General features: G+C 60.1%; 23 protein-coding genes. 13 read left to right on the forward strand and 10 right to left on the reverse strand.

All coding sequences use genetic code 11. The annotated features are described in order from the left end of the window. Positions 1 to 18: 18 nt before the first annotated feature. A complete protein-coding gene (locus tag FIU93_RS08260; RefSeq protein ID WP_209010312.1) occupies positions 19 to 510 on the reverse strand; it encodes a hypothetical protein in 492 nt (163 codons plus the stop codon). Positions 511 to 710: 200 nt separating this feature from the next. Here FIU93_RS08260 and FIU93_RS08265 point away from each other — a divergent pair, with 200 nt between their 5' ends. Then, positions 711 to 1277: an SH3 domain-containing protein gene (locus tag FIU93_RS08265; protein ID WP_023002845.1), complete on the forward strand. Its 567-nt coding sequence runs from the start codon at positions 711 to 713 to the stop codon at positions 1275 to 1277. 9 nt (positions 1278 to 1286) lie between these two features. On the opposite strand, the gene FIU93_RS08270 is transcribed toward FIU93_RS08265, so the two are convergent. Continuing rightward, positions 1287 to 1823: a CAP domain-containing protein gene (locus tag FIU93_RS08270; RefSeq protein ID WP_306355459.1), complete on the reverse strand. Its 537-nt coding sequence runs from the start codon at positions 1821 to 1823 to the stop codon at positions 1287 to 1289. A gap of 280 nt (positions 1824 to 2103) precedes the next feature. Between FIU93_RS08270 and FIU93_RS08275 the strand changes: the two genes are divergently transcribed. Continuing rightward, positions 2104 to 2778 carry a class I SAM-dependent methyltransferase gene (locus tag FIU93_RS08275; RefSeq protein WP_152505330.1) on the forward strand — a complete coding sequence of 225 codons (675 nt, stop codon included), beginning with the start codon at positions 2104 to 2106 and terminating at the stop codon, positions 2776 to 2778. Positions 2779 to 2916: 138 nt separating this feature from the next. Here FIU93_RS08275 and ccrA read toward each other — a convergent pair whose 3' ends face one another. Further along, positions 2917 to 4212 (reverse strand): crotonyl-CoA carboxylase/reductase, encoded by a 1296-nt coding sequence (ccrA, locus tag FIU93_RS08280; protein ID WP_023002848.1) that lies wholly within the window; start codon positions 4210 to 4212, stop codon positions 2917 to 2919. A 285-nt stretch (positions 4213 to 4497) separates the two neighbouring features. On the opposite strand from ccrA, the gene FIU93_RS08285 reads away from it, so the two are divergent. The 5 genes from FIU93_RS08285 (at position 4498) to FIU93_RS08305 (ending at position 10342) form a co-directional block, all read left to right on the forward strand. Further along, complete coding sequence (locus FIU93_RS08285) at positions 4498 to 6495, forward strand: protein meaA (protein ID WP_152505331.1); 1998 nt, start codon at positions 4498 to 4500, stop codon at positions 6493 to 6495. A 200-nt stretch (positions 6496 to 6695) separates the two neighbouring features. Then, complete coding sequence (locus FIU93_RS08290) at positions 6696 to 8453, forward strand: diguanylate cyclase (protein WP_152505332.1); 1758 nt, start codon at positions 6696 to 6698, stop codon at positions 8451 to 8453. A 119-nt stretch (positions 8454 to 8572) separates the two neighbouring features. Then, positions 8573 to 8950: a hypothetical protein gene (locus tag FIU93_RS08295; RefSeq protein WP_023002851.1), complete on the forward strand. Its 378-nt coding sequence runs from the start codon at positions 8573 to 8575 to the stop codon at positions 8948 to 8950. Positions 8951 to 9156: 206 nt separating this feature from the next. Further along, positions 9157 to 9816 (forward strand): carbonic anhydrase, encoded by a 660-nt coding sequence (locus FIU93_RS08300; protein WP_139314252.1) that lies wholly within the window; start codon positions 9157 to 9159, stop codon positions 9814 to 9816. Between the two features lie 22 nt (positions 9817 to 9838). Next, the gene (locus FIU93_RS08305) at positions 9839 to 10342 is read left to right on the forward strand and encodes a DinB family protein (protein WP_023002853.1); all 504 of its coding nucleotides are present in this window, start codon (positions 9839 to 9841) and stop codon (positions 10340 to 10342) included. A gap of 13 nt (positions 10343 to 10355) precedes the next feature. On the opposite strand, the gene FIU93_RS08310 is transcribed toward FIU93_RS08305, so the two are convergent. Genes FIU93_RS08310 through mtnK form a run of 4 tightly spaced genes read right to left on the reverse strand, consistent with a single transcriptional unit; the run spans position 10356 to position 14401 of the window. Further along, the gene (locus FIU93_RS08310; protein WP_152505333.1) at positions 10356 to 11024 is read right to left on the reverse strand and encodes a class II aldolase/adducin family protein; all 669 of its coding nucleotides are present in this window, start codon (positions 11022 to 11024) and stop codon (positions 10356 to 10358) included. Continuing rightward, positions 11017 to 12036, reverse strand: coding sequence for a sugar-binding transcriptional regulator (locus tag FIU93_RS08315; RefSeq protein ID WP_062486654.1), 1020 nt, complete (start codon positions 12034 to 12036; stop codon positions 11017 to 11019). Before FIU93_RS08315 ends, FIU93_RS08310 begins: the two co-directional genes overlap by 8 nt. Further along, positions 12033 to 13142, reverse strand: a complete 1110-nt coding sequence (gene mtnA / locus FIU93_RS08320; protein ID WP_152505334.1) for an S-methyl-5-thioribose-1-phosphate isomerase — start codon at positions 13140 to 13142, stop codon at positions 12033 to 12035. The genes FIU93_RS08315 and mtnA overlap by 4 nt, the downstream gene beginning before the upstream one ends. Further along, a complete protein-coding gene (mtnK, locus tag FIU93_RS08325) occupies positions 13139 to 14401 on the reverse strand; it encodes an S-methyl-5-thioribose kinase (protein WP_152505335.1) in 1263 nt (420 codons plus the stop codon). The genes mtnA and mtnK overlap by 4 nt, the downstream gene beginning before the upstream one ends. A gap of 138 nt (positions 14402 to 14539) precedes the next feature. Here mtnK and FIU93_RS08330 point away from each other — a divergent pair, with 138 nt between their 5' ends. Genes FIU93_RS08330 through FIU93_RS08340 form a run of 3 tightly spaced genes read left to right on the forward strand, consistent with a single transcriptional unit; the run spans position 14540 to position 18182 of the window. Beyond that, on the forward strand, positions 14540 to 16078 hold the full coding sequence (locus tag FIU93_RS08330) for a sugar ABC transporter ATP-binding protein (protein WP_209010313.1): 1539 nt from the start codon (positions 14540 to 14542) through the stop codon (positions 16076 to 16078). Then, positions 16075 to 17103: an ABC transporter permease gene (locus tag FIU93_RS08335; RefSeq protein WP_023002859.1), complete on the forward strand. Its 1029-nt coding sequence runs from the start codon at positions 16075 to 16077 to the stop codon at positions 17101 to 17103. The genes FIU93_RS08330 and FIU93_RS08335 overlap by 4 nt, the downstream gene beginning before the upstream one ends. A gap of 56 nt (positions 17104 to 17159) precedes the next feature. Beyond that, on the forward strand, positions 17160 to 18182 hold the full coding sequence (locus FIU93_RS08340) for a substrate-binding domain-containing protein (RefSeq protein ID WP_228872690.1): 1023 nt from the start codon (positions 17160 to 17162) through the stop codon (positions 18180 to 18182). A gap of 101 nt (positions 18183 to 18283) precedes the next feature. Here FIU93_RS08340 and FIU93_RS08345 read toward each other — a convergent pair whose 3' ends face one another. From FIU93_RS08345 to FIU93_RS08355, 3 genes are all read right to left on the reverse strand, one after another. Beyond that, the gene (locus FIU93_RS08345; RefSeq protein ID WP_152507539.1) at positions 18284 to 19741 is read right to left on the reverse strand and encodes a PAS domain-containing methyl-accepting chemotaxis protein; all 1458 of its coding nucleotides are present in this window, start codon (positions 19739 to 19741) and stop codon (positions 18284 to 18286) included. 206 nt (positions 19742 to 19947) lie between these two features. Then, positions 19948 to 21042, reverse strand: coding sequence for an HD domain-containing phosphohydrolase (locus FIU93_RS08350; protein WP_023002862.1), 1095 nt, complete (start codon positions 21040 to 21042; stop codon positions 19948 to 19950). 469 nt (positions 21043 to 21511) lie between these two features. Continuing rightward, a complete protein-coding gene (locus FIU93_RS08355; RefSeq protein WP_209010314.1) occupies positions 21512 to 23152 on the reverse strand; it encodes a Cache 3/Cache 2 fusion domain-containing protein in 1641 nt (546 codons plus the stop codon). 342 nt (positions 23153 to 23494) lie between these two features. Between FIU93_RS08355 and FIU93_RS08360 the strand changes: the two genes are divergently transcribed. Genes FIU93_RS08360 through FIU93_RS08370 form a run of 3 tightly spaced genes read left to right on the forward strand, consistent with a single transcriptional unit; the run spans position 23495 to position 26339 of the window. After that, entirely contained in the window at positions 23495 to 24529 is a 1035-nt protein-coding gene (locus FIU93_RS08360; protein ID WP_152505336.1) for an iron ABC transporter substrate-binding protein, read from the forward strand. A gap of 32 nt (positions 24530 to 24561) precedes the next feature. After that, positions 24562 to 25548, forward strand: a complete 987-nt coding sequence (locus FIU93_RS08365; RefSeq protein WP_031270200.1) for an iron ABC transporter permease — start codon at positions 24562 to 24564, stop codon at positions 25546 to 25548. Continuing rightward, positions 25545 to 26339 (forward strand): ABC transporter ATP-binding protein, encoded by a 795-nt coding sequence (locus tag FIU93_RS08370; protein ID WP_152507541.1) that lies wholly within the window; start codon positions 25545 to 25547, stop codon positions 26337 to 26339. Before FIU93_RS08365 ends, FIU93_RS08370 begins: the two co-directional genes overlap by 4 nt. Positions 26340 to 26381: the final 42 nt, after the last annotated feature.

Genomic DNA, 26381 nt, shown 5'->3' on the forward strand with positions numbered 1-26381 from the left:
TTCCCAGGGCCAATACCGCTAGCGCACCTTGATCTGGTGCGTGACGTCTTTGCCGTTGCTGACTGTGACCTGGGTGAAGCCGATCATCTTGCAAAGATCGAGAAAGTTCAGGTCCTGCGGCTGGTTTGACCGCGCGAAGAGTTCCGTCGTGCGGGCCATCGAGGTCAGCGAGGCAAGCAGGGCCCGCAGCCGGAACAGCGTGTCATAGCGCCCGTCGCCGGTTGCCACCACAATCAGTTTTTCCAGTTCGGTGCCCTTGGCGAAGAGGTGATATCCGGGCGGATACCCCAGTTTTGCGTTCTGGGATGCAAGGCCGCTGACGAAGGCTGCCCGCGACCGCTTGCCCGTGTCAGGTGCAAGGTCCAGTTCTGAGACATAAACCTCCTGGGTCTGCACCTCCGGGTAATAATAGCCCGCATGCGCATCGAAGGCCGACACCGGTGCAATGGATGCAGCAAACCAGAGCGCCGCCAGCGCCATGGTAGACGCAACAGATTGAATTCGTTTCACTTCACAAAGCCCCCCGGCTGTTCGTGCGCCTATCAAGCCCGAAATGCAGGCCGAACGCAAATCGGACGCAAGCTGGGCGCAAGCTGGGGCGGGCAGCATTTGGCGTGAGAAGGAATAGAGACGCCTGCAGCGCTATACTTTTGCCATGATGCTAGCCGCTTCTTGAAAGCGTCAGGGCGCAGAACTTTGGAGTTTTGAACATGTTGATCCGCTTTTCGCTGGCATTTGCCGCGATCGTGATGATGGTGCTGCCAGCAAGCGCACAATCACGGCCGGCCATTGCCTTCACGACGGCCAATCTCAACATGCGCGCCGGACCGGGAACCAATTATCCCGTGATGGCCACCGTGCCGCGCGGGGGTGGGGTAACCATTTTCGGGTGTACGGCCGACTTCGGCTGGTGCGATGCCGCCTTCACCAATGTGAAGGGATGGGTTTCCGGCCAATATCTCAGCTATGGCGGTGAAGGCATCTATTATGGCCGGCCGATCCCCAGCGCGGGCATCAACCTGGGTGTGCAGCGCTACTACCGGGATTACCCGATCTATGCGGAGGCGCCTGCGCCTGCCTATCGCGGCGGGCCGGTCTACAAGGGCGATCCTCCCTATGATCCGCCGCCGGTTGAGCCAGGCCCAGTCTATGCACCGGAACCGCTTTACGAAGCGCCGCCTGTCGTGGTCGCGCCGCCGCAGCCGATCATTATCCGGCCCTATTGGGATTCATTTCCCGGCTATCCGCAAAGGTATTTCGAGCCGCGTATCTATTGACGCGGGCTGTTACCGGGCCGGTTTCGGTCCGGCCATGACCAGCGACCAGAAAACCTTGTGCTTGGCATTGGGCGCGTAAGCCGTCGCGATGCCAAGCCGGGTGGCGTCTTTCGTCAGCAACACCTGGTTATGCTTCGGGCTTTCCCGCCAGCCTGAAAAAGCTTCGGCAAAGGTTCTGTATCCGGCGCTGACGTTTTCGGCGGCAGCCGTCTTCGGCTCGCCGATGGAGGCCATGCGGGTTGCCAGCTGCTGGTTCGGGGCGAGCGATGCCTGAACGTTTCCGGCCGCGGCCATTGCGTCGGCCTGCGATTTTGCAATGGATGTCAGCTGCGGATCGGCAATCACGGGCGACAGTCCGTTGTTGATCCGGTATTGCGAGATCATCTGAGCGGCCGTTGCAGCATCCACCACACCGTCGACACGCGCCATGTCCTCGTAGAAGGGCGGTGTCTGCATGCGGTCGCCCATGCAGGCGGCAACCGAGAGCAGCAGCGCTCCGGCGAGGGCGAGTTTCAGGGATCGATGGACCATCGGATTGTCAGCCACGCTGTTGAAGCTCCCACTCAGGATCAATGAGATTTAGTGAGGCACATGATTCGCCTCACTTTGGAAGGTGATGGGACGACAGTTGAGCAGAATTGCGGCGCAAGGCTCCTGAAACCGGTGCACAAGCCTTTCAGCTGGGTTGTGCGCGCAATGGGTTGGAAAAAATGGAGCAGGTTTCTTGAATGGCAATTTTCAAGTTACATATAAAGTAACATGATGGTGCCGAGCGTCTTGGTATGGATCGGAGCACCAGGCCACGCATTGCTTGAGGACCTTTTCCATGTCCCTGTTTTCCGGAGCCGCATCAACCGCCGGATATGCGGAAAGAACGGCGAGGCTCGTTCCCGGGCTTGCAGACATGCACAAGATGTCAGGCCTGCTGCTGGCGGAGCGGGCGCCATCGGACGGGACAATCCTGGTGCTTGGTGCCGGTGGCGGTGTTGAACTGAAGGCCTTTGCCCGCATGCAGCCGGACTGGCGTTTCCTTGGTGTCGACCCGTCCGCAGACATGCTGGAAAAGGCGCAAGAGCACCTTGGTCCCCTCGGGGCAAGAGTGAGCCTGCTGGAGGGATACATCCATGATGCCCCCGAGAGACAATTTGATGGCGCCGCTTGCCTGCTGACGCTTCATTTTCTGGATCGGGAGGAGAGGTTGAAGACGCTTTCCGGACTGCGGCAACGGTTGAAGCCTGGAGCGGCCTTCGTTTCGGTTCATCACAGCTTTCCGACCGACCGTGCAGGCAAGGACAGGTGGCTGGCAAGATATGCGGCGTTTTCCACCCTATCCGGTACTTCCCGCTCGCTTACCGAAAACGGCATGGCCGCGATGAAGGAGCGATTGCCGGTGCTGACGCCCGAACAGGATGCGGATCTGTTGAGGCAGGCCGGATTTGTCGACGTCGAGACCTTCTACACGGCCTTCACCTTCAGAGGCTGGGTCGCCACCGCCGGGTAAACAATAAGAAAAGACCAGCCCGTGAGACACGGGCTGGTCAGGCTGCATGAGGCTAACGGGGCTTGAGGCCCCCAGCCTTTCAGGGAGCTTGTTGAGCCCGCCGCCTGCAGGTGGTTGCCCTGAAGGCGGCGTGCCGGATCAGCGGGTGGAGGCTTCCAGAACGTCCTCATAGGTCCGAAGACCGGTGGTCGGCGCGCAGACCAGGACGGACATGTTTCCCGGTGCGTGCTGGTTCTTCCACATTTTGGTATGGGCCTTCGGGATCTGATCCCAGGGGAAGACCTCGGACATGTAAGGGTCGATGCGCCGTTCGATCATCAGCTTGTTGGCGGCCGAGGCCTGCTTCAGATGGGCGAAGTGTGACCCTTGAAGGCGCTTCTGGTGCATCCACATGTAGCGGACGTCGAAGGTGCAGTTGAAGCCTGACGTGCCTGCGCAAATGACGACCATGCCGCCCTTCTTGCAGACCAGTGTGGAGACCGGGAAGGTTGCCTCGCCCGGGTGTTCGAAGACGATATCGACGTTGTTGCCCTTGCCGGTGATGTCCCAGATCGCCTTGCCGAACTTGCGCGCTTCCGCGAACCATTCCGCATATTCGGGCGAGCCGACCGTCGGCAATTGACCCCAGCACTTGAAGTCCTTGCGGTTGATCACACCCTTGGCACCGAGATCCAGCACGAATTGGCGCTTGTCCTCGTCAGAGATGACGCCAATGGCATTGGCGCCTGCTGCCGTAATCAACTGGATGGCGTAGGAGCCAAGGCCACCCGAGGCGCCCCAGACAAGCACGTTCTGACCCGGCTTCAGCTCATGCGGGTGATGGCCGAACAACATGCGATAGGCGGTTGCGAGCGTCAGCGTGTAGCAGGCGCTTTCTTCCCAGGTCAGGTGGCGCGGCCGGGGCATAAGCTGCTGGGCCTGCACGCGGGTGAACTGCGAGAACGACCCGTCCGGTGTCTCGTAGCCCCAGATCCGCTGGGAGGTGGAGAACATCGGATCGCCGCCGTTGCACTCCTCGTCGTCGCCGTCGTCCTGGTTACAATGAACCACGACCTCGTCGCCCACTTTCCAGCGCTTGACCTTGTCACCGACGGCCCAGACGATGCCCGAGGCATCGGAGCCGGCAATGTGATAGGCGGCGCCGTGACCGTCGAACGGGCTGATCGGCTGGCCGAGGCCTGCCCAGATGCCGTTGTAGTTGACGCCGGCGGCCATCACCAGAACCAGAACCTCGTGGCTGTCGAGTTCCCAGGTCGGCACGACTTCCAGTTTCATGGCGTCTTCCGGCGGTCCGTGGCGTTCACGGCGGATGGTCCAGGCATACATGTTTTTGGGAACGTGTCCGAGCGGCGGGATCTCTCCGATTTCATAAAGATCTTTCACCGGCGCGCCCTCTCGCGTTTGGTTGTCATTGGCTTCCGCGGTCGCTGTCATTCTCCCCTCCCAGGGCTTCTTTTGGGCCTCAGAATTTCGCATTTGCACAAGTCGTAATCGGGCAAATACCCAATTTTGCGCAACTATTGTTCAAAAACGATCACCGTTCTATACGACTATTGCTTAACTTGCGTTTTGATGCCAACCATATTTTGCATTGCACATTGGGGTTTCGCAGTCGCGTAAACTCCGGCACACTGCTGACTGTTCGGGAGAAACAGGCTGACGCGGTGCTGCCAAATCAAGAAAAAACAGGCAGCAGAACGCCTTAGGAGGATGAGTGGCATGAGTGCATCGGGTGAGAGCCGGCCGGAGAAAGATCGTCCATGGATTTTCCGGACCTACGCGGGCCACTCGACGGCGGCCGAATCGAACAAGCTCTACCGTGGCAATCTTGCCAAGGGTCAGACCGGCCTGTCCGTTGCGTTCGATCTGCCGACTCAGACCGGCTATGATCCGGATGACGCCCTGGCGCGCGGCGAAGTGGGCAAGGTCGGTGTTCCGGTGGCTCATCTCGGCGACATGCGCACCCTGTTCCAGGATATTCCGCTGGAGCGGATGAACACCTCCATGACGATCAATGCGACCGCACCCTGGCTGCTGTCGCTCTATATAGCGGCTGCCGACGAACAGGGCGCCGACCGCAAACTGCTGTCTGGTACGACCCAGAACGACATCATCAAGGAATATCTGTCCCGGGGCACCTATGTGTTTCCGCCGGCGCCTTCGCTCAGGCTGACGACCGATGTCATCGCCTGGACCTATTCCAACATGCCCAAATGGAATCCGATGAACGTCTGCTCCTATCATTTGCAGGAAGCAGGCGCGACACCGGTTCAGGAGTTGTCCTTCGCGCTGGCAACGGCTGTGGCCATTCTGGATTCCATCAAGGCGAGCGGTGCCATTCCCGAGGACGATTTCCCGAAGGCTGTCGGCCGGATTTCCTTCTTCGTCAATGCGGGCATGCGGTTCATTACCGAGATGTGCAAGATGCGCGCCTTCACCGAATTGTGGGACGAGATCTGCCTGGAGCGCTATGGCGTTGAGGACGAGCGCTATCGCCGCTTCCGCTATGGGGTTCAGGTGAACAGCCTCGGGCTGACCGAGCCGCAGCCGGAAAACAACGTCTACCGTATCCTCATCGAGATGCTGGCGGTGGTCTTGTCCAAGAATGCGCGCGCCCGCGCTGTGCAGCTGCCGGCATGGAACGAAGCGCTGGGCCTGCCGCGACCGTTCGACCAGCAGTGGTCGCTGCGTATGCAGCAGATCGTCGCCTATGAAACCGACCTTCTGGACTATGCGGACATTTTTGACGGCTCCGCCGAAATTACCCGCAAGGTGGAAGAGCTGAAGGCGCAAGCCCGCGAGGAACTTGCCCGGATCGATGCCATGGGTGGTGCGGTCGCCGCGGTCGATAGCAGCTACATGAAGCGTCAGCTTGTGGAAGCCAATTCCGCACGCCTTGCCGCGATCGAAGGCGGCGACCAGGTGGTGGTCGGCGTCAACCGCTGGACAGACAGCGAGCCTTCACCTCTGGCCGCCGGGGAAGACGGCGGCATTCTCACCGTTTCCGAGCATGTCGAGGAAGAAGCGGTTGAGAAGGTCAAGGCCTGGCGCGATGCACGCGATCAAGCCGCGGTCGAAACCGCGCTGGCGGACCTGAAAGCCGCCGCCCAGGAAGGCCGCAACATCATGGAGCCCTCGATTGCCGCGGCCAAGGCCGGAGCGACCACAGGCGAATGGGGCCGGACACTGCGCGAGGTCTTTGGCGAGTACCGTGCACCGACCGGTGTCGGTCAGGCCGTGCGGGACAATGTCGGCACTTTGGCAGACATCCGCTCTGACGTGGAGGCGGTATCAAAGAAACTTGGCCGCCGGCTGAAGTTCCTGGTCGGCAAACCGGGTCTCGACGGGCATTCGAACGGAGCGGAACAGATTGCCGTCAGGGCGCGCGACTGCGGCATGGAAGTGGTCTATGAGGGAATCCGCCTGACGCCGGCGCAGATCGTCAACGCCGCGGTGGAAGAAGACGTTCACGTGATCGGTCTGTCGATCCTGTCCGGCTCGCACCTGGCCCTGGTGCGTGACGTGATGGACCGCCTGCGAGCAGCCGGTGCGGACGATATTCCGGTCGTGGTCGGTGGGATTATCCCTGACGAAGATGCCGCACAGCTCAAGGCGCAAGGCATTGCGGCGGTCTATACGCCCAAGGATTTCCAGCTCACCGATATCATGGCCGATGTGGTGAAGATTGTCGGCAACCGTGCAGAACAGGCTGCTTGAACCGGCCTTCGTCGAAAGTGACAATAATGCCGATTGAAGTATTTATTGGCGAAAATTAGTCGCTCTTCTAGTCTCGGATAAACTTTCAGTTGCAACTGGCGCAGTCGTGGCTGCGTCGGTTTCGCTGGCGGGTTCAAGATTTATTTATACTTGGCCATTAGTAGTTTCCCTTAGCGCGGGTCTAAGCAGGAAACGATCCGATGATACGTAAGCCAATTTCCAGAATAACTTCAGTCCTCATCGGATTGCGGGACGGGACCAGTCTGCGCCAGCAGATTGCCCTTCTGGCGGCTTCGCTTTGCATCCTTTCGATTGCGGTGGCGGCATTCGGTGCGGCCCTGATTGCACGCGGCGAAGCCATCCGGGAAAACCGGTGGGACCTGACGCTGATTGCACGCAGCATGGCGCAGCGGCTGGACCAGACGATGTTCGACCGTTACCGCGAAGTGCGCAACGTTGCAGACATGGAACTGCTGAAGCCCGTCTGGACCCGCAATCCCGACATCATCCGTGAAACGCTTGACCAGCTGCAGCGCAGCCTGCCGCAATATGCCTGGATCGGCTTTGCATCTGTCGACGGCACGGTCGTGGCGGCAACCAAGGGCATGCTGGAGGGCGCATCCGTCGCCGAGCGACCCTGGTTCATCAGTGGCCTGAAAGGGCCCGCGGTCGAGGATGTGCATCTTGCCAAGTTGCTTGACCACCTGTTGCGGACAAGCCCCGACGAAGCGCCGTTTCGTTTCGTCGACGTGGCAATGCCGGTAAAAGACGAAAACGGAAAACTGGCCGGCGTACTCGGCGCGCACATGAGCTGGAGCTGGGCGGAAGAAACCCGGCGCGATGTTCTGGAAAACAATCTCGGCAAGGAAGGGCTCGACCTCTTCGTGCTTGCGCGCGACGGCTCGGTGCTTGTCGGGGAAGACGCCGAGGGCACAAACCTCTCCCGGGAAAATGCTGCCTACGATCCCGGCAATCCCGACATGGTGGTCGCGGAGGTCGAAACCTCGGGCCTTGGCGATTATCCGGGGCTGGGCTGGAAAGTTGCCGTGCAGCAGCCGGTCAGCGTCGTGTCGGCTCGGGTGGCGGCTCTGGTTCGCAATATCTTTCTGATCGGATTTGCCGTTGCCTGTCTTTCCGCGCTGCTGGCATGGCTTGCGTCTCGCACCATCTCGCAGCCGCTTCTCGGCCTGGTCTCTGCGCTGGACAGGATCGGGCGTGACGAAAAGGAAACGACAGTTCCGCGCCTGCACGGGTTCCGGGAGCTTTCGCAGGTGTCTGCCTCCGTCAGGTCGCTGTTGCGCCGGCTCGGTACGGTGGAAGAAAGCGCCAGGACAGCCCGGGACATGCTGGCGGTTCTGAAGGACGAATATAGCCGCAACATACGGTCCAGTGAGGAACGGAACCGGCAACTGGGAGCCGACATACGCTCCTTGAGAACGCTGGCGGAACACGATTCCCTGTCGGGCCTCCTGAACCGGCGTGCGTTCCAGCCATTTGCGGAAGATGCCTTTGCGACCTTCCAGCGTCACGACCGGCTGTTCAGTGTTCTGATGATCGATGCGGACCACTTCAAGACCGTCAATGACCAATTCGGGCACCGGGCCGGTGACGACGTCATCCGGGCCATCGGGGATGCCATCGTTGAAGAAATTCGCTCGACCGACAAGGCGGCCCGGTTCGGCGGGGAAGAATTCGTTCTCCTGTTGAGGGAAAACGACGCAAACGGGGCCTGGGTCCTGGCTGAACGCATCAGGTTGAGAATTGCAGCCCTCACCGTGGATGCCGGCGTTGGCAATATCTCTGTCACCGTCAGCATTGGTCTGGCGGAAGTCACGGCTGATGATCGTGATGTCGAAGACACGATCGCCCGGGCGGATCAGGCGCTTTACGTCGCCAAATCATCGGGCCGCAACAGGGTCTGTGTCGACTATCCGACCCCTCGGTCCCAGTCGGCCTGACGCCGTTGCTTTTGATGAAACCGAAGGTTAACTTAACGTAAAGTTTTGTTAACCCTTTGTTGAAACAATTGGCGGGTTCCGCCAGAAGGCGGCAATTCTCTGAGGGCCAGGAGGCCGGAATGGCGACGATCGAAAGGCCGCAATCGGCCCAGGTCGTGGCGCATGCGACAGAGTACCCCGCGGACCGTGATGGTGACGGCACCGGTTACGACCGCAGAAAGAAGCGTGACACCGCAGAGCGCCATGAAAATGAAACCGGGATGTCCGAGGACACTCCGGCAGTTCTTGTTGACGATCACCACACCGTAAATCATGTGCTGGATGGCGTTGCCGCCTATCGGGCTGTCGCGTTGCAGGTCATGGAACCGGGCATCGATCACGGGCCGGTACACCCCTTGCGGGGACCTGTGGACAGGATGCCCGCGGACAACGTCCGTCATGCCTATGAGGATCACGAGGACGGTGAGCCGCCCCATGAGGTGAATGTCGCGACCTGAGGGACGAAGTCGTCCAAAAGGTTGAAGCCACTTGGCTCGTTACGTATTAACCCGTATCTATGGCCGGCAGGGGAGATCCCCTATCGTTCGTGCACAGGTGCGCGTCCTTCGGGATGCAGTACCAGGTGCCGCCATTCCGGTTGGCAGGCCTGCCCATATCTGGCGCAGGTGGCTGATCCCGGGTGACAAGAGCTGGAGACTTGAGTTTGACTTTCCCCGCACATCTTCTCGAAGGCTACGGCCGTTACCTCAACAAGGGGTTCGTCAGGTACAAGGAAACCCATGAACGCCTGGCGGTCTATGGTCAGACGCCGGATGTGATGGTGATTTCCTGCTGCGACAGCCGCGTCACGCCGGAAGGCATCTTCAATGTCGGTCCGGGCGAATTGTTCGTGGTGCGCAACGTTGCCAACCTGGTGCCGCCTTACGAGGATACGGAAGGCCAGCACGGCACCAGCGCCGCGATCGAATTCGCGGTCAACGGGCTCAAGGTCAAGCACATTGTGATCATGGGACACGGCCAGTGCGGCGGCGTGAAGGCGTTCCGGGAAAACGCGAATGCGCCGATGGCGACAGGTCAGTTCATCGGCCGGTGGATCAAGCTGCTGGAGCCGGCGGCAATCGCGATGGCCTGCATGCCGGTGGACAAGGCCGACGATCCTCAGCTTGCCATGGAATATGCCGGTATCCGCCAGTCGCTGAAGAACCTGATGACCTTCCCGTTCATCGAGGCGGCCGTTTCGGCGGGTTCGCTCAGCCTGCACGGGTCCTGGTTCGACATCGGGTCCGGCGAATTGCGGGTCATGGACGCCGAAACACAGAGATTCTCCACGACAGCCCCTGAGGCTCTCGCCACGGCGGGATAAGCGCTGCAAGGAAAGGGACGTCATGCTCGTCGATCCGGTGCTCTATCGCCGAATGGCCAAATACAACAGCTGGATGACCGAAAAGGTCTATGCGGCAGCGGATCTCATGAGCGATGAAGACCGCAAGGCCGACCGGGGCGCCTTCTTCCGGTCCGTGCATTCCACGCTTAACCACATCCTGTTTGCCGACAGGGCCTGGATGAGCCGCTTTACCGGCCGCAAATACGAAATCAAGGGCATGGGCGTTGATCTCTTCGAGAATTTCGATGAGTTGAAAGCCGCCCATTTCGACATGTGCCTGCAGATCTCCGACTTTGCCGAGTGGCTGACCATCGACTGGCTGGCGGAGGATCTGGAATGGACAAGCGGCCAGGATGGTATTCCCCGGTCCCGGCCGCGCTGGATGCTTGTCACTCACATGTTCAATCACCAGACCCATCATCGCGGCCAGGTGTCGACACTGCTGACACAGGCCGGGCATGACATCGGCGTCACCGATCTGCCGTTCATGCCCGATCTGGTGTAACGGGGAAGCCTGTTCAGACTTCCGTCTTCATTCCGTAGTTCTTCACCGCGCCAAGCACCGCGTCGATCTCGGATTTCGAGAGAATGTGCGGCGAGCCGATCGTCCGGCTGAGGATATAGGCCTTGGCCAGGACTTCCAGTTCCTCAAGACGCCAGAGGCCCTTTTCAAGGGTCTCGCCGACAACCACGGCACCGTGGTTGGCCATCAGGCAGCCTTGCCGGTCTTTCATGACGTCTGTCACTTCCCGCGCAAGTTCGTCGCTGCCGAAAAGGGCGTAGCCTGCCAGAGGAACCGTGTCACCACCGAAGAGTGCGATCATGTAGTGGCAAGAGGGGATCTCCATCCGGTTGATCGCCAGCGCGGTGCAGTGGACCGGGTGGGCGTGCACGACTGCGTGCATGTCCGGCTTTGCCCGCAGCAGCGCAAGGTGGAACTGCCATTCGGTTGAAGGTGGCAGGGGCCCTTCGAAAGCGCTGTCACCGTCCAGCGGGATGGAGGCCAGCATCTCCGGGGTCATGCGGTCATAGGGCACGCCGGAGGGCGTGATGATCATCCGGTCGCCTGCGCGCGCGGAAATATTGCCCGATGTGCCCTGGTTGATACCGCGGCTGTTCATCTCCTTGCAGGAAGCGATGATGGCCTGGCGAAGTTCGGGAGTGTCCTGATAAGGCGTCTTAAGCATTGTTTTCCGTCAGATTGAGCATTTCCGTCGCCGTTTCCGAGCAGGTGGCGATGTGGGTGGCGTAGCCGCCGCGCAGGGCGGCCAGCATCGGTCTGGCACGGTCCGGGCCGGAGCCGACCAGCAGGCCCATGTCCTTGCCGCGCATCTGGTCCAGCGTCACGGCAATCATCCGGTCCTCGATTTCCCGGTTGAGACCGTTGCCGTCGTGGTCGATCAGGCGGCCGCAGATCACGCCGATGGCACCACGTTCCGCGCATGGGTCAACGTCGGCGGGGTCAAGCAGGCCGGTATGGACGACGTGGCTGTCTGCCGTGCAGGTGCCGCAGGCGAAGATGGTCTTGTTGCAGTCGGCCACCGCATCAAGCTGCATGCGGATCACCGGCTCCCGCTTCAGTTCTTCCACCAGCGCCCGGTTGGACAAGAGCAGCGGCACATGAAGGTTGACGCAGTGCGCGCCATAGCGGCGGGCGAGCGTTGCCGAGCAGGTTTCCGCGGCAAAGCCAAGGGCTGCCGGACGCGAGCCGACCAGCTGAACCACGGTAAGGTCCGGCACCGTCACCCGCGGCGCGGCCTCCGCCACCCGGTAGACCGTTTCGCCCCAGGCAACGCCAAGCCGGTCGCCCGGTTCCAGCAGGCCTGGCAGCCAGTCGGCAACCACCCGGGTGACCCGGTCAAGGGACTGGTCTGCCCCGGCGGGGGATGTCGGAACCACAATGGCGTCCTGCAGACCGAACCGGTCGACAAGACGGCGCGCCAGATCGTGGTCGCGGAAAATGTCCGTGTCCAGTGTAATGCGGACATAGTCCCGTTTTCGCGCTTCGGACAGATAGTTGACGACCGTCGCCCGCGAGATGCCGAGGCGTTCGGCGATCTCGTTCTGGTTCATGCCTTCCTGGTAGTAGCACCAGGTGACCTCGATGATGGCATCGTCCTGGCTGCGCGCCCTGGTGGCCGCGGAGGGTGCCGCGGCCTTGGTGCCGGTTGGCCGGGAACTGGTCGGGCCAGGGCTCATGCGCTCTTGGCGATCCTGCTGAGATCCGGGAAGAGGGCGGCAAGGCCTTCGGCGCTGGCCTCGCAGATACCGCGTTCGGTAATCAGGCCGGTGACGAGGTGGTTCGGCGTGACATCGAAGGCAGGATTGCCGCCGGGCGTGCCGACCGGTGTCACCTGCACGACGCCGATCTTGCCGTCGTCCGTCAGGCCCTGGATGTGCGTGACTTCGCGTTCCTGGCGTTCCTCGATCGGAATTTCGGCAACGCCGTCATCTACCGTCCAGTCGATGGTCGGTGAAGGCAGGGCAACGTAGAACGGCACGTTGTTGGCCTTGGCGGCGAGTGCCTTCAGATAGGTGCCGATCTTGTTGCAGACGTCGCCGCGGCGTGTGGTGCGGTCGGTTCCGACGATGACCATGTCGACAAGGCCGTGCTGCATCAGGTGGCCGCCGGCATTGTCGGTGATGTAGGTGTGCGGAATGCCGTGGCTACCCAGTTCCCAGGAGGTGAGGGCGCCCTGGTTGCGCGGGCGGGTTTCATCCACCCAGACATGGATCGGAATGCCGGCGTCATGGGCCTGGTACATCGGGCTCGTCGCCGTGCCCCAGTCCACGGTCGCAATCCAGCCGGCGTTGCAATGGGTCAGGATGCGGACAGGCTCTCCGTCCTTCTTGCCGGCTGCGATCTTGCGGATGATCTCAAGACCATTCTGGCCGATGCTGTGGTTGATGCCGACATCCTCGTCGGAAATCTCGTGCGCGAGCTTCAGCGCTGCGGCGGGACGGTCGGCTTCCGGCAGCGGGAGCAGGTGCGCACGGCAGCGGTTAAGCGCCCAACGCAGGTTGATGGCCGTCGGCCGGGTCTTGTCGAGAAACTCCCAGGCCGTGTCCAGATGCGCATTGGACGGGTCGATCTTTGCGGCCAGTGCCATGCCGTAGGCAGCGGTTGCACCAATGAGCGGCGCGCCGCGCACGCGCATCTCAACGATGGCGTCGGCGAAGTCCTGAAGTGTGTCGACCTGCTGGATGCGGAATTCGTGCGGCAGCCAGCGCTGGTCGATGATCTGCAGGGCAGCCTTGTCGTCATCCCACCAGAGCGAGCGGTAATGAGTGCCGTTGACCTTCATGGGATGTCCTTCTTGTTGAATTGGCGCGCAAGCTTCACGAGCGCATCGGTCGAGCCGTAACTTTCTGGCGACAGGATGAGGTCGGCCCCCATCAGCAGGTTGCGCGTTTCCAGACGGCGCTTCAGCTGCTTGTCCTCGATTTCCTCGAAGTCGGCATTGTGGGCGAGCGACAGGGTACGGCGGTGCATCTCGATACCGCAATAGCCCATGGCTTCGTTGCGGATTTCCTGCAGGAGGCCCGCACATGCGAAGTCCGATACCTGCCCCTGATCCTCGAACAGGGAAGCCGGATAAAGCATGCCGGTGCGCTCGGTGTTCCAGAGGCGGGTGAACTCGGCCTCGAAGGATGAGAAGGTTTCGGCGATGACCGACAGGACCCATTCCTGGAAATCGTCGAGTGTTTCCGCGCTGCGATGGGCCGGCTGGCTGAAATAGGCCATCAGGAAGTTGGCAGTCAGCATGCCGATGTCGAAGCCGAGCGGGCCGTATTGCACGAATTCGGGATCGATGACGCGGCTGTCGCTGTCCGTGGACATGATCGAGCCGCTGTGCAGGTCGCCGTGCACCATGGTTTCGGTGTTGGAAGCAAATTTCATCAGGAACCGCTGCACCTTTGCCTTCAGTTCGGCATTGGTGCGCAGGTCTGCCACAACGGGGTCGAGACCTTCCGTGTGGTGGTTCATTTCAGCAGCATAATAAGGATCAGTGAAAACCAGCGCTTCGGTGATTGCGGGGATTTCCACGTTGCCGGCGAACAGGCTGACATCGGCCTTCTTGTCCGCGCTCTTCATGGAAAGTTCCGAGCCGCGAAACGCGGTGCGGGCGCAGAAGGTGCCAAGGAAAGCACCAAGTCCGGCAACCTTTTCACCATCGATCAGCTTGCGCCGCAGGATCTTGTGCGGCGAGAGGAATTCCATGACGATCAGCGCCTGGTCCTCATCGAAGTGGTAGACCTCCGGCACTGCGCCCGGATCACGGGCGGCCTGTCGCACAAGCGCATGGTTCTCATAAAGCGCACGATAAAGCGGCAGCGGCCAACTGTCGCCCACCAGGCGCACATAGGGCAGCGCCTGCTTGACGATGATCGTGCCTTTGGGGCCCTCGACAATGAAGACGAGGTTCAGGTTGCCGTCGCCAACTTCGCGAACGGTCCAGTCAGAAGGGTCTGCTCCGATCCTGTCCGCAACGGCGGAAATGCCGGAAAGTCTTTCGCCGAGCGTTTCCGGCGTGAGGGGCCGATAGAGGTCTGGCGTGTCCATCTTGGGTCTTGTTCCTCCCTATTTTGCCCCGATAATGGTCAAGATTATTCAAAAGTCAACACAGTTGACAAATGCCTATTTAGCGTGTTGTAACGATGAGAAGCGGGGGAGGAACTCGCAAAAATATCGGGAGGAAAGGTGCCAGACGTCACCTGTAAATTGAGCGGCTTGGAAAAGTCCTTCGGGCGCAACCACGTGCTTCGGGGGATTGATCTGGAGCTGCGCGCCGGCGAAGTCACGGCGCTGATGGGAGCCAACGGTGCCGGCAAGTCGACGCTGGTGAAGGTCCTGTGCGGCTATCATTTTGCCGATGCCGGCGAGATCGAGCTGGCCGGTGCGCCCTTCAAGCCGCTTGATGCGGCCGATGCCATCTCAAAGGGTGTCGTGACCGTTCACCAGTCCATTGATGACGGTGTCATTCCGGATCTCGATGTTGCCACCAACCTGACGCTGGACCTCCTGACCGAACCGGGCGCCGATTTCTTCGTCAACGACAGGAAACTTCGCCGGCAGGCCCGCAAGGTTGCCGAAAGCATGGGGCTGACGATGGACGTGCGCACCCGTGTTGCGGATCTGGAGGTTGCCGACCGCCAGATGATCGCGATCGCACGTGCCATGGCCCGCGCGCCGAAGCTGCTCATTCTGGACGAGCCGACCTCATCACTGTCCGCTTCCGAAGCCGACCGCCTGTTCGCGCTGATTGACCGGCTGCGTGCGGAAGGTGTCGCCATTCTCTATATTTCCCACCGCATGTCGGACATCCGCCGCGTGGCCGACCGGATCGTTTCCATGCGAGACGGGGCGATTTCCGGCCTGTTCGAGACAGAGCCTCTGGATTATGTCGGCGCGGTCAACGCCATGCTTGGCCACCAGATGACCGAGGTCGATATCGATCCGGTTGCCGACGGCGATCCGATCCTGGAAGTCGATGGTGTGCGCCTACACGAAAATGGCCCGCAGATCGATCTGACTGCTCGCGAAGGCGAAGTGGTTGCCCTGACGGGTCTGCTCGGCAGCGGCACCACGGAACTGGCGGAAGTGCTGTTTGGCCTTGCGAAACCGGCCGGCGGCACCTTGCGCCTGGACGGCAAGGCCTACACTCCGAAGAGTGCGGAAGACGCCGTCGCCAAGGGTGTATTCATGTCGCCAAAGGACCGCAGCGTGAACGCCGTGGTGCCGGACTTCGACATCGCCAACAACATGACACTGCCGTTCCTGGGGGCATTCAGCCGGTTCTCTTTCCTGAGCGAACGCGGTCAACGCCGGGCTGCTGACGACATGATCGGCAAGATCGGGATCGTCTGTCAGGGCAACGGCGACGGCATCAACACCCTGTCGGGTGGCAACCAGCAGAAGGTCATGATCGGCCGCTGGCTGTTGCAGGCAAGCCGCGTGCTGTTGCTGGACGAACCTTTCCAGGGGGTCGACATCGGCGCCCGGCGAGACATCGGTCACTACATCCGGCAGACCGCAAAAGGGCGCACGACGCTCGTCTTCGTGGCGGAAATCGACGAGGCCCTGGAAATCGCCGACCGCATCGTCGTCATGCACGAGGCCGCCATCGTCGGCGAATACATCAACAAGAACGTCGACCTGAACCGTCTGGTCGCGGATGTCTCGGGGCCCGCAGGCGGGCAGGGGCAGAGCGAGCCAGCAACGCAGGCAATGGCAGGATGAATACCGGAACAATGAACAAGAACCCGCTCGAACTTGCCATCCGCTACGGCTTCCTCGTCCTACTCGGCGGACTGGCCCTTTTCTTCAGCCTCTATGCCAGCGGCTTTGCCAGCCCGCGTTCGGCAGTCTTCATCCTGCAGTCGGTGGCCATTACCGGCATTCTCGCACTCGGTGTCACCTGTACGCTGGTGGTGGGCGGTTTCGACCTGTCCATCGGCTCGGTCGCAACCTCGGCGCTGATGCTGTCCGCCTATTCCATGGTGGTGCTGGAGCAATCCGCCTTTGTCGCGGTTGCACTCTGCCTGGTGATGGGTGCGGTCGTCGGGCTGATCAACGGATTCCTGATCGTGAAGATGCGGGTGCCGGACCTTTTGGCGACGCTCGGCATGATGTTCCTTCTCATCGGTTTGCAGCGCATTCCGACCCAGGGCAATTCGATTGCGACCGGGATGAGCCTGGGCGAGGGCGTCGTTGCGGAGGGAACGTTCTCCGCGGCCTTCCTGTGGCTCGGTCGGCACCGGTTCGACCTGTTCCTGGACCGGTTGCTGCCGGTGCCGGTGGTGGTGTTCCTTTTGATCGCACTGCTGATCTGGCTGTTCCTGGGGTACACCCGCCATGGCCGCCTGATGTATGCCATCGGCTCCAACGAACGGGCTGCCGAACTGGTCGGCACAAACGTGCAGCGCTACAAGATCGTGGCCTACATGATTTCCGGCATGCTGGCATCGGTTGGCGGCATTCTGCTGGCTGCCCGCCTTGGCCGCGGTGACATCGCCTCCGGCAACAACCTTCTGCTCGACAGCGTGGCCGCAGCCCTCATCGGCTTCGCGGTACTGGGCGCTGCCCGCCCGAACGCCTTCGGCACGGCGGCAGGGGCACTGTTTGTCGGCATTCTTCTTCAGGGGCTGACGATGATGAACGCTCCTTACTACATGCAGGATTTCGTCAAGGGGGCCGTGTTGGTTGCCGCCCTTGTCTTCACATTCTACCTGTCCTCGCGACGTGGGGGCCGGAGAACAGCGTGACGCCCTGAATGGCGCCGTTTCCATTGGGAGGAAAACAAATGCTGAGACGTGAATTCATGAAGCTGGCGGTTGCCGCCGGGATCGGGCTTTCCGGCGGAGCGGCTTTTGCAGCCGACATGCCGGCGCCGTTCGACAAGCCGGAAGAGGTCAAGATCGCGCTGGTGCGTTATCTGTCCACCGGTGACTTCTTCCAGTCCTATCTTTCGGGTGTTGAAAAGCAGTCAGCTGCCCTTGGCGTTGATCTGCGTGTTCTCGACAGCCGTCAGGATGCCGCCCTTCAGGCCGACATGGTCGACCAGGCCATCGCGCTTGGTGTCGACGGCATCATCATCCAGCACGGCCTGACCGAATCCATGAAGGCCGCCGCACAGCGCGCCGTCGATGCGGGCATCAAGGTTGTCGCCTTCGACGTCAACGTTGAAAACGATGCGATCCCCCAGATCGAACAGTCCGACTACCTGCTCGGCAAGCTGGCTCTGGAGCAGGCGATCAAGGACAATGGCGACAGCTTTACCGCCGGCTATGTCTATGTGCCGGGCATCGCGCCGCTGGACCGCCGCGACGTCGCCTGGAAGGAAGTCAAGGAAGCCAATCCGGGGATCACGGAAGCGGCCATGTTCGGCACGCTTGATAACCCGATTGCCAACTCCGTTGCCAACCAGGCCCGTTCGGTGTTGCAGGCCAACCCGAACATCAATGTCGTCTTTGCCCCTTACGATGAATTTGCCAAAGGCGTGAAGATCGCGGTCGATGAAGCCGGTCTCAACCAGGACATCGCCATTTATTCCGCGGACGTTTCCACGGCCGATATCTCCGCCATGCGCGAGCCGGATTCCGCGTGGGCGGCAACGGTCGCGACCAACCCGGCGGTTGTCGGTGAAGTCAGTGTGCGCACGCTGGCGCTGATGCTGGCAGGTGAAGACCCGGGCAAGCAGGTTGTCGTGCCGCCGACCCTGATCACCCAGGACTTCCTGAACGAGCAGGACGTCAAGAACATGGAAGAGCTGGGCCAGAAGATGCCGCAGTTCCAGCATGCCGATGTTTCTGTTGCCGAGTGGATCCCGCTTCCGGCGCGCTAAGGCCAGGTTCAATAACCCGTCAAAAGAAAACCCGGTGCCTTGGCACCGGGTTTTTTTGTCTGGCAGGGACTGGGCGTGATGTCAGATTACGCGTCCCTTGTTCACATCAGGGATTGCGAGGCCTGCTTAACGTTCTTGGTCGCGGCGTCTATCTGGGCAGTTGCCGAGGAGATCGACTGCATGTTGGAGGTGATCCGTTCCACGCCCTGGGCGGCCGAATGCATGTTGGAGGATATGTCATTCGTAACCGCCGACTGCTCCTCGACCGAGGATGCGATGCTGGCGGCGATGTCTCCGACATTCTTGATGACAGCAAGGATCGACTCGATTGCGGCGACTGCCTGACCGGTCGTCTCCTGCATGGAGCCGATCTGGTTGGAGATCTCTTCGGTTGCCTTGCTTGTCTGCGCGGCGAGGCTCTTCACTTCGGAGGCAACAACGGCAAAGCCCTTGCCGGCTTCGCCAGCTCTTGCGGCCTCGATGGTCGCGTTCAGGGCCAGGAGATTGGTCTGGTCGGCAATGCCGTCGATCAGTTCGATTACCGAACCGATCGTCTTTGCATCCTCAGACAGCCCGCTCATGATGTCACTGGACCGCTCGGCCTCGGTCGCAGCGCTTTGCGAAACTTCAAGCGCGGTCTGGACCTGGCGGCTGATTTCCTGAATCGAGGCAACGAGTTCTTCTGCCGCTGCGGCAACTGTCTGCACGCTGGAATAGGTCTGTTCGGACGCTGATGCGGAAGTTGTTGCCTGTTCCGTCGTGTTGGAAATGGCCGTGGCGATTTCGGAAAGATCCTGGTCGATGCCCTGTTGAACGGTCGCGCGGCGACGTCTTTCGACGACTTGCGGAGTGCGGTCAGTCGCGAACTTCACGACCTTGAAGGGACGACCGGCGGAATCGAATATCGGATTGTAGGTTGCCTGGATCCAGACTTCGCGCCCACCCTTGCCGATGCGCTTGAACTCACCCGCCTGAAATTTGCCTTCGGCGAGATTCTTCCAGAACTGCCGGTACTCCGTGCTCGCCGCATGGTCCTTTTCGACGAACATGCTGTGTTTACGGCCCTTGATTTCATCGAGGGAGTAACCCATCGCGGACAGGAAATTTTCGTTTGCGTCGAGGATCGTGCCGTCGAGGTCGAAATGGATCACGGCCTGCGACCGGTTCATCGCTTCAACCTGACCTTCAAAATCGGCGCTCTTCTGCTTGCGCTCGGTGATGTCCGAGGCGATCTTGACTACCTTGACCACCTTGCCGGCGGTGTTGAGGATCGGGTTGTACGAAGCCTGGATCCAGACTTCTCGGCCACCCTTGCCGTAGCGCAGATATTCGGCGGTCTGAAATTCGCCTTGCGCCAGCTTTTTCCAGAAGGCCTTGTATTCTGCCGATGCCGCGTAGGCGGGGTCGACAAACATGCTGTGAGGTTTTCCCTGAACTTCATTGAGGGCGTAGCCCATCGCTTTCAGGAAATTGGGATTGGCAGTCAGGATCGTGCCTTCGGGGGTAAACTCGATGATGGCCTGCGAACGATTGAGCGCATCGAAGGCGGCTTTCCACATGTTCGACCCTGAAAACAGCACCTTGTTTACTCCCGGTTTTTGCCTCTGTAGGGGGAGATGTTGTCGTAGGGGAAACTGAAGAAAGAGTTTCAATGACCCTTTCTAGTCGGACGATATAGCTATTTTTGACAACACAAATAGGTGATCGCGCAATCCTGGGGCGGTGTCGAATTTAGCGCTGCAGCCTTGGGGTGTTTTCCCAGGTCTCAGGCCCTGGCCTGCCGCCGGACACGGCCGAATTCCGAGCTCAGCACCTGGGTTCTAAATTTTCGCAACAGGTCCATGTCGAGCTTGCCCTTCATCTCGAACATGATCGCAAAGGCCTGGCGCGGACTGAGGCTGTCCTTGTAGGCTCGTTTTTCGGTGAGGGCGGAATAGATGTCGCTGATCGTCAGAAGCCTGACCCTTTGCGAGATCTGATTGCCCTTGAGGCCATCCGGATACCCGGTTCCGTCCAGAAACTCATGGTGACACAGCGCCATCTCGACAACCTGCTTTGGAACTTCCTGGCGCGTTGCCAGCATCTCCCGGCTAAAGAGCGGATGTTTGTTGACAAGCTCACGTTCTTCCAGGGTCAGCCTGCCAGGCTTGTCCAGGATGGAAAGCGGGATCTTGACCTTGCCCAGGTCGTGCACCAGTGCACCCAGGCCGAGAATTGTCTGCTCCGCTTCGGAATGGCCGAGTGCACGCGAAAACGAAACGGTGTGCCCGGCGACCATCATCGTGTGGCAGAAGGTGTGGCTGTGGTGGCATTGAACCGCACTCAACCAACTGTCGAGACCGTCCGTCATGATGACCGAGGTGATGTCCTGGGCGTTGGTAGCCAGGAATTGCATGGGCAGGGGAGCGCCGGAAAGGGCTGCGGCCGACATCAGGTTCAAGCCCATGCTGGTGGTTTCAACCGACTTGACGATTTTCTCCGAGTACCGGCTGGGCAGCGTCGGTTTGGAATAGTCGCCCACCACTTCGCGTATTTTTTCGAACAGTGTCGCGAATTTTTCCTCGCGATCTATCAGATTGTAGAAGCCAAGCTCGCGCGCCTGCAGCACGCTCTGTCTGCTTTTTGTGTCAACGATGCCGAGCGCCGGCACGGATTGGCCGCTTCTCGAAAAATCTCGAAGTATTTTGATGTGGTCAGTGCCAAGGTCCAGAAAGTCGACAAGAAGCAGCGAGCGGGGCTTGATGTCCCTCAGGTTGGGGCGGGAGAAGGCAATTCGTTTTGTCGGGTAGAGGGTCGCGATTCTGGCGAAACGCGATGGAAAATTTCCGAAATCCACTGCCGCAACTAAAATTTGAACCATGATCAATTGGCATCTGAAACAATTTTGGTTGAAATCAAGGATTGTAGAAAAAACCTAAAAAAGGTTTAGTAAATCTGCCAAGTAAAAATACGCAGGATGCTGAGTAATTTTTGCTTCGGACACTTCCCTTTAACCGCCTGTGTGAATTGGCCTGCCTGTAAACGTTAAAGGCACTTGGTGAATAATCGAGTGCAGTGCAGCAAAGTTTTGGCTACGCGAAAAGTGCTGCGTGACGGTTGCAGGGCTGAAAGTCTCGCCTTTTCAGGTGCTCGACGTTTCCTGCGCTCACCAACGTGCCGGGCGAGCTGGCCTGTGCGGTCTCTGGATGAACGTGGTTGGAGGCTGATTGCCGCGACGCAGGGCTCTGATGTCGGGAGAGTTCTGAGCGAATACAGGATGCCGAAAACGAAAAAGGCGCGGACGATGTCCGCGCCTTCCTGACAAGATAAATTGTCGATGGTTGGTTGCCTCAGGCGGCTGCCACACCGTTCAGGAATGTTTCCACTTCCTGTTTCAGCTCTTCCGTGCGCGAGGACAGCATTTCCGATGCGTCCAGAACCGATTGGGAAGCCTGTGACGTCTGATTGACCGCACTGGAAAGGTCGGACATGCAGGACGACACGAAGGTGGTGCCTTCGGCGGCATTCTGGGCGTTCTGCGAAATCTCGCCGGTGGCCGAGCCCTGCTGGCTCACGGCTGCCGCGATGGTGCTGGTGTAGGAATTCACCTCTTCCATGATCTTGGTGATTTCCGCGATCGCACCGACCGAGTCCTTGGTCGCATCCTGAATGGCGGTGATCTGGGCGCTGATTTCCTCGGTCGCCTTGGAGGTCTGGGTGGCCAGTTCCTTCACTTCCGCTGCGACGACCGCGAAGCCCTTGCCGGCTTCCCCGGCGCGTGCCGCTTCGATGGTGGCGTTGAGGGCCAGCAGGTTGGTCTGCTCGGCAATCGCCTGGATGAGCGTTACCACTTCGCCGATCTTGGAGGCGGAGGCTGCAAGGCCTTCCACCTTTTCGTTGGTCATGCGGGTGCCTTCGGTTGCCCGGCCAACAACTTCCGTCGTCTGGGCCACCTGGCGGGAAATTTCGCTGATGGACGCAGAGAGTTCTTCCGCGGCACTGGCCACGGTTTGAACGCTCGATGTTGCTTCATCGGCAGAGTTCAGGGTTTCCGTCGCGCTTGAGGCGCTCTGGCCGGACAGGTCGGAGAGGTGTCCCGCAGTGCCTTCCAGGCCATGAACGGTTTCGTTGACCGAGTTGAGCACGTTGGAGACATTGGTCCGGAAGGTTTCGATCAGACCCTGAACACGGTTCTGGCGGTCGATCGCAGCGGCTTCGGACGTGCGCTGGTGCTCGGTCAGTTCGATCCGCTCGACGGCCCTGTCACGCAGGGTGCTGACGGCCTGGGCAAGCGTGCCGATCTGGTCGGAGCGTTCCTTGAAGGGGACTTCGTCTGCGAGATTGTCCTGCGCAATCTGGTCCGTGATTGCCGCAAGGCGTGTAATCGGACGCAGCTGGCGGCGAATTGCGAGGATCAGAAGGACCACCGAAACGGCGACGACCGGCAGCACCAGCATCGCGTAGCGGCTGGTCAGTTCCCATGCGTTGGCTTCGACTGCGGCCTTTTCCACGCCGGCATAAAGGATGCCGAGAATATCGCCCTTGGATGAGAAGATCGGCTGGTAAACAGTGAAGTAGTCCTTGCCGAGAATGGTGGCCTGCCCGTGAAAGGTCTTGCCCTGGGTAACGACAGGATAAACCGCGCCGTTCTGGCCGAGTTGGGTTCCGACGGCACGCTTGCCGTCACCCTTGATGATGTTGGTGGTCTTGCGCCAGAAATCCTTCGTTTCCGGATCCCAGGCAAAAACAGTCGCGGTTTCACCTGTCATGCGCCCGACGGCGTCAATCATGTCATGATTTTCGAACACTGGCATTTCGGCCAGTTCGATCCGCTTGACGTTGCTGTTCGCGTCCCAGGTGACCTTTGCACCGTCGATGCGGTCCTGAAACAGCGTCGCGGCCACGCGAAGGTTGATTTCCTGTTTGACCTGGGCACGGTCCTGCGCCTGACCAAGAGCGACCTGATACAGGATAAAGCCCACAACAATCATCGATATTCCAAGCACGCTGGCAGAAATAATTGCGAGCGTCGAAGTCACGCTTAATCGGGACAAGAACTTCTTCATCATTTCCCCCAAGGTCATAATTGGGATCATCTTTGTCGATTTGCGTAAATTAAGAATGAAAGAAAATTCGCGTAAAAATAGCAGTGATAATCACAGTTTAGTGAGCGTTTCATAGATCCGTGAAAGAGCTGCAGTTTATGTTGTTTTTGTGTATTTTCTCCGCATGATCCATCTCTGTACCGATGGAGTTTCTGTCTTGTCGCTTTCCTGAAGCTGAACTGAAATGAAAAGAAACCCCCGGTCAGTTACAAGAATGCTGGAGGAAACATGACGCGCCTGGCCGCCATTTGCCTTTTCCTGCTTTGCATTTCGGGGACGTCCGTCCTGGCGCGAAGCGTTACCGATTCCGCGGGTCGTACGGTCGAGATCCCGGATACAGTGACCCGGGTGTTTGCTGCCGGGCCTCCGGCGTCCATTCTCGTCTACGCGCTCAAACCGGAAGCGCTGCTCGGCTGGCCGAGAGCGCTGCGGGACTACGAGAAGCCATTTATCGCCGAAGCCTTTCGGGACCTGCCCGAGACCGGCCGGCTGACCGGACGCGGCGGGGAGGCAAACCTGGAGCGGGTTCTTGCCCTGAAACCCGATCTGATCATCGATTTCGGGTCCGTCCGCGATACCTATATCGATCTTGCCGACCGTGTGCAGGAACAGACGGGGATTCCCTATCTTCTGGTCAACGGCCGGTTCGATGAAACCGCCGGCGCGTTGCGTCTTGTGGGCGAGGCGCTTGGCGTTCCGGAGCGTGGAGATCTTCTGGCTGCAGATGTCGAGGCAACCTTCACCGCACTGACGTCGGCACTCGGTGCCGTACCCGAGGCGGACAGGCCGCGTGTCTACCTCGCCCGTGGGGCGGATGGACTTGAAACAGGCCTGAAAGGCTCGATCAACACCGAAATCATCGAAAAGGCCGGTGGACGCAACGTTGCCGATGTGCCCGGGCAATACGGACTGGTGCAGGCAAGTCCCGAGCAGATTATCGTTGCCAACCCGGACACAATCGTGACGTGGGACCGTAGCTTCTATGAAGCTGTCTGGCAGGATCCCCTGTGGCAAGGCATTGCCGCGGTACGTGACGGCCGGGTTTTCCTGTCGCCAACGGCCCCTTTCGGCTGGATCGACAGGCCGCCGTCCGTCAATCGGATGATGGGTTTGAAATGGCTTGCAGGCCTATTCTATCCCGAACTCTGGGATGGGGAGCTGCGTCAGGAAACCGCCGACTTCTATAAGTTGTGGTATCATGTGGACCTGAGTGAAGCAGAGCTCGACACTCTGCTGGAATGGGCAAAGGGGCGGGCTCCCTGACCGGCAAATCTACTTCTTTCGCGCGTTCCGGCTTGTTCGTATGGCTCGGCCTCGCGCTTGTTCTTGGCAGTTTCGCGGCTCTTCTGATCGGTCCGTTTCCGCTTACGCCGTCCGAGGCCGTCGGTGTGCTGGCGCGCGTCGTATCCGGCGCACAGCCTTCGGGAACGCAGGACACGGTGCTGCTGTCGATCCGTCTGCCAAGGGTGGTTGCCGCGCTGCTGGTCGGCGCTTCGCTTGCTGCCGCCGGTGCATGTTACCAGACCCTTTTCCGCAATCCGCTGGTGTCACCGGATATTCTCGGTGTTTCTGCCGGCGCGGGGCTCGGGGCCGTGCTTGGCATCTTCCTGTCGCTTCCTGTCGCGGCAATCCAGCTGATGGGTTTTGCTGGCGGTCTTGCCGCTGTTGCTCTCGTCGGTTTTGTTGCCGCGACGGTGCGCGGTGGAGACAGCACGCTTGTCCTTGTGCTTGCAGGCGTCGTCGTCGGTGCTCTGGCGGGGGCGGCGACATCCTTGCTGAAAGTGCTGGCAGATCCTTATGACCAGCTTCCGGCGATCACCTTCTGGCTGCTGGGCAGTCTGGCAGGGGTGAAGGCCGGCGATATCCTGCCGGCGGTACCTGCAGTTCTGTTCGGGCTTGTCCCGCTGTTCCTGTTGCGCTGGCGGATCAACGTCCTGTCTCTGGGGGATGAAGAAGCGAAGGCGCTTGGAGTGGAGGCCGGTCGACTGCGGCTTGTTGTCATTTTCTGCGCGACCTTGATCACCGCAAGCGTCGTCGCCATTGCCGGTGTCGTGGGCTGGGTGGGGCTGGTGATTCCGCATATCGCCCGAATGATTGTTGGCCCTGGTTTCGGGCGCCTGTTGCCGGCAGCAGCCTTGCTTGGTGCGGGATACCTTCTTGCAGTCGACACGCTGGCACGCACGCTCTCGGGAACAGAAGTCCCGCTCGGTATTCTGACCGCCGTTGTCGGTGCGCCATTTTTCCTGTGGCTGCTTGCCAGAGGGAGGCGGGCATGGGCGTGAAGCTCAGGGCTGAAAACCTGTCCATCGGCTATCCGGGCCACGATGTCGGGAGCGAGTTGAACCTGACCGCTTCCTCTGGCGACGTCTATTGCCTGCTTGGGCCCAACGGGTCCGGCAAGACCACTCTTTTCAAGACGCTTCTGGGGCTGCTGCCGGCGCGTGGCGGCACGGTGCTGGTGGAAGGACGGCCGCTGAAGTCGCTGTCCCGTGCGGATATCGCGACGCGGATCGCCTACGTTCCACAGGCACACGCCGCGCCCTTTGCTTTTCCGGTTCTGGAAGTCGTGTTGATGGGCCGAACCGCAAAACTGCGTGCCTTTCAGCAGCCCGGCCCGCGTGACAGGGACGTCGCGTTGGCGGCGCTGGAAAGGCTCGGTATCGGGGAACTCGCCGGTGCAGACTATACGCGGCTTTCCGGTGGACAGAGGCAACTGGTGCTGATCGCCAGGGCACTTGCGCAGGAAACACGTGTCCTCGTGATGGATGAGCCGACAGCCAGTCTCGATTTCGGGAATCAGGCACTGGTGCTTTCCGAAGTTGCGGGTCTTGCGGCGGACGGCCTGACTGTTGTCCTGTCGACCCACGACCCTGATCACGCCTTTGCAATCGGAACCAGGGTGGCCTTGCTTCACGATGGTCGCATCAAGACGGATGGCCCTCCAAAGGAAGTGCTGACAAGCGCTGCTCTTTGCAAAGTCTATGGTGTCGATGTGCGGATCGAACAGTTCGCCGATGGCCGCACCGTCTGCCTGCCGTCACTTGCGCGCAAGCGGGAAGCGGTGCAGGTCTGAATTGTGCCTTGACTCATTCATAACTTCGAGGTTATCAATCAA

Origin of the sequence: Labrenzia sp. THAF35 (assembly GCF_009363595.1) — a bacterium.
Lineage (GTDB): Bacteria > Pseudomonadota > Alphaproteobacteria > Rhizobiales > Stappiaceae > Roseibium > Roseibium algicola.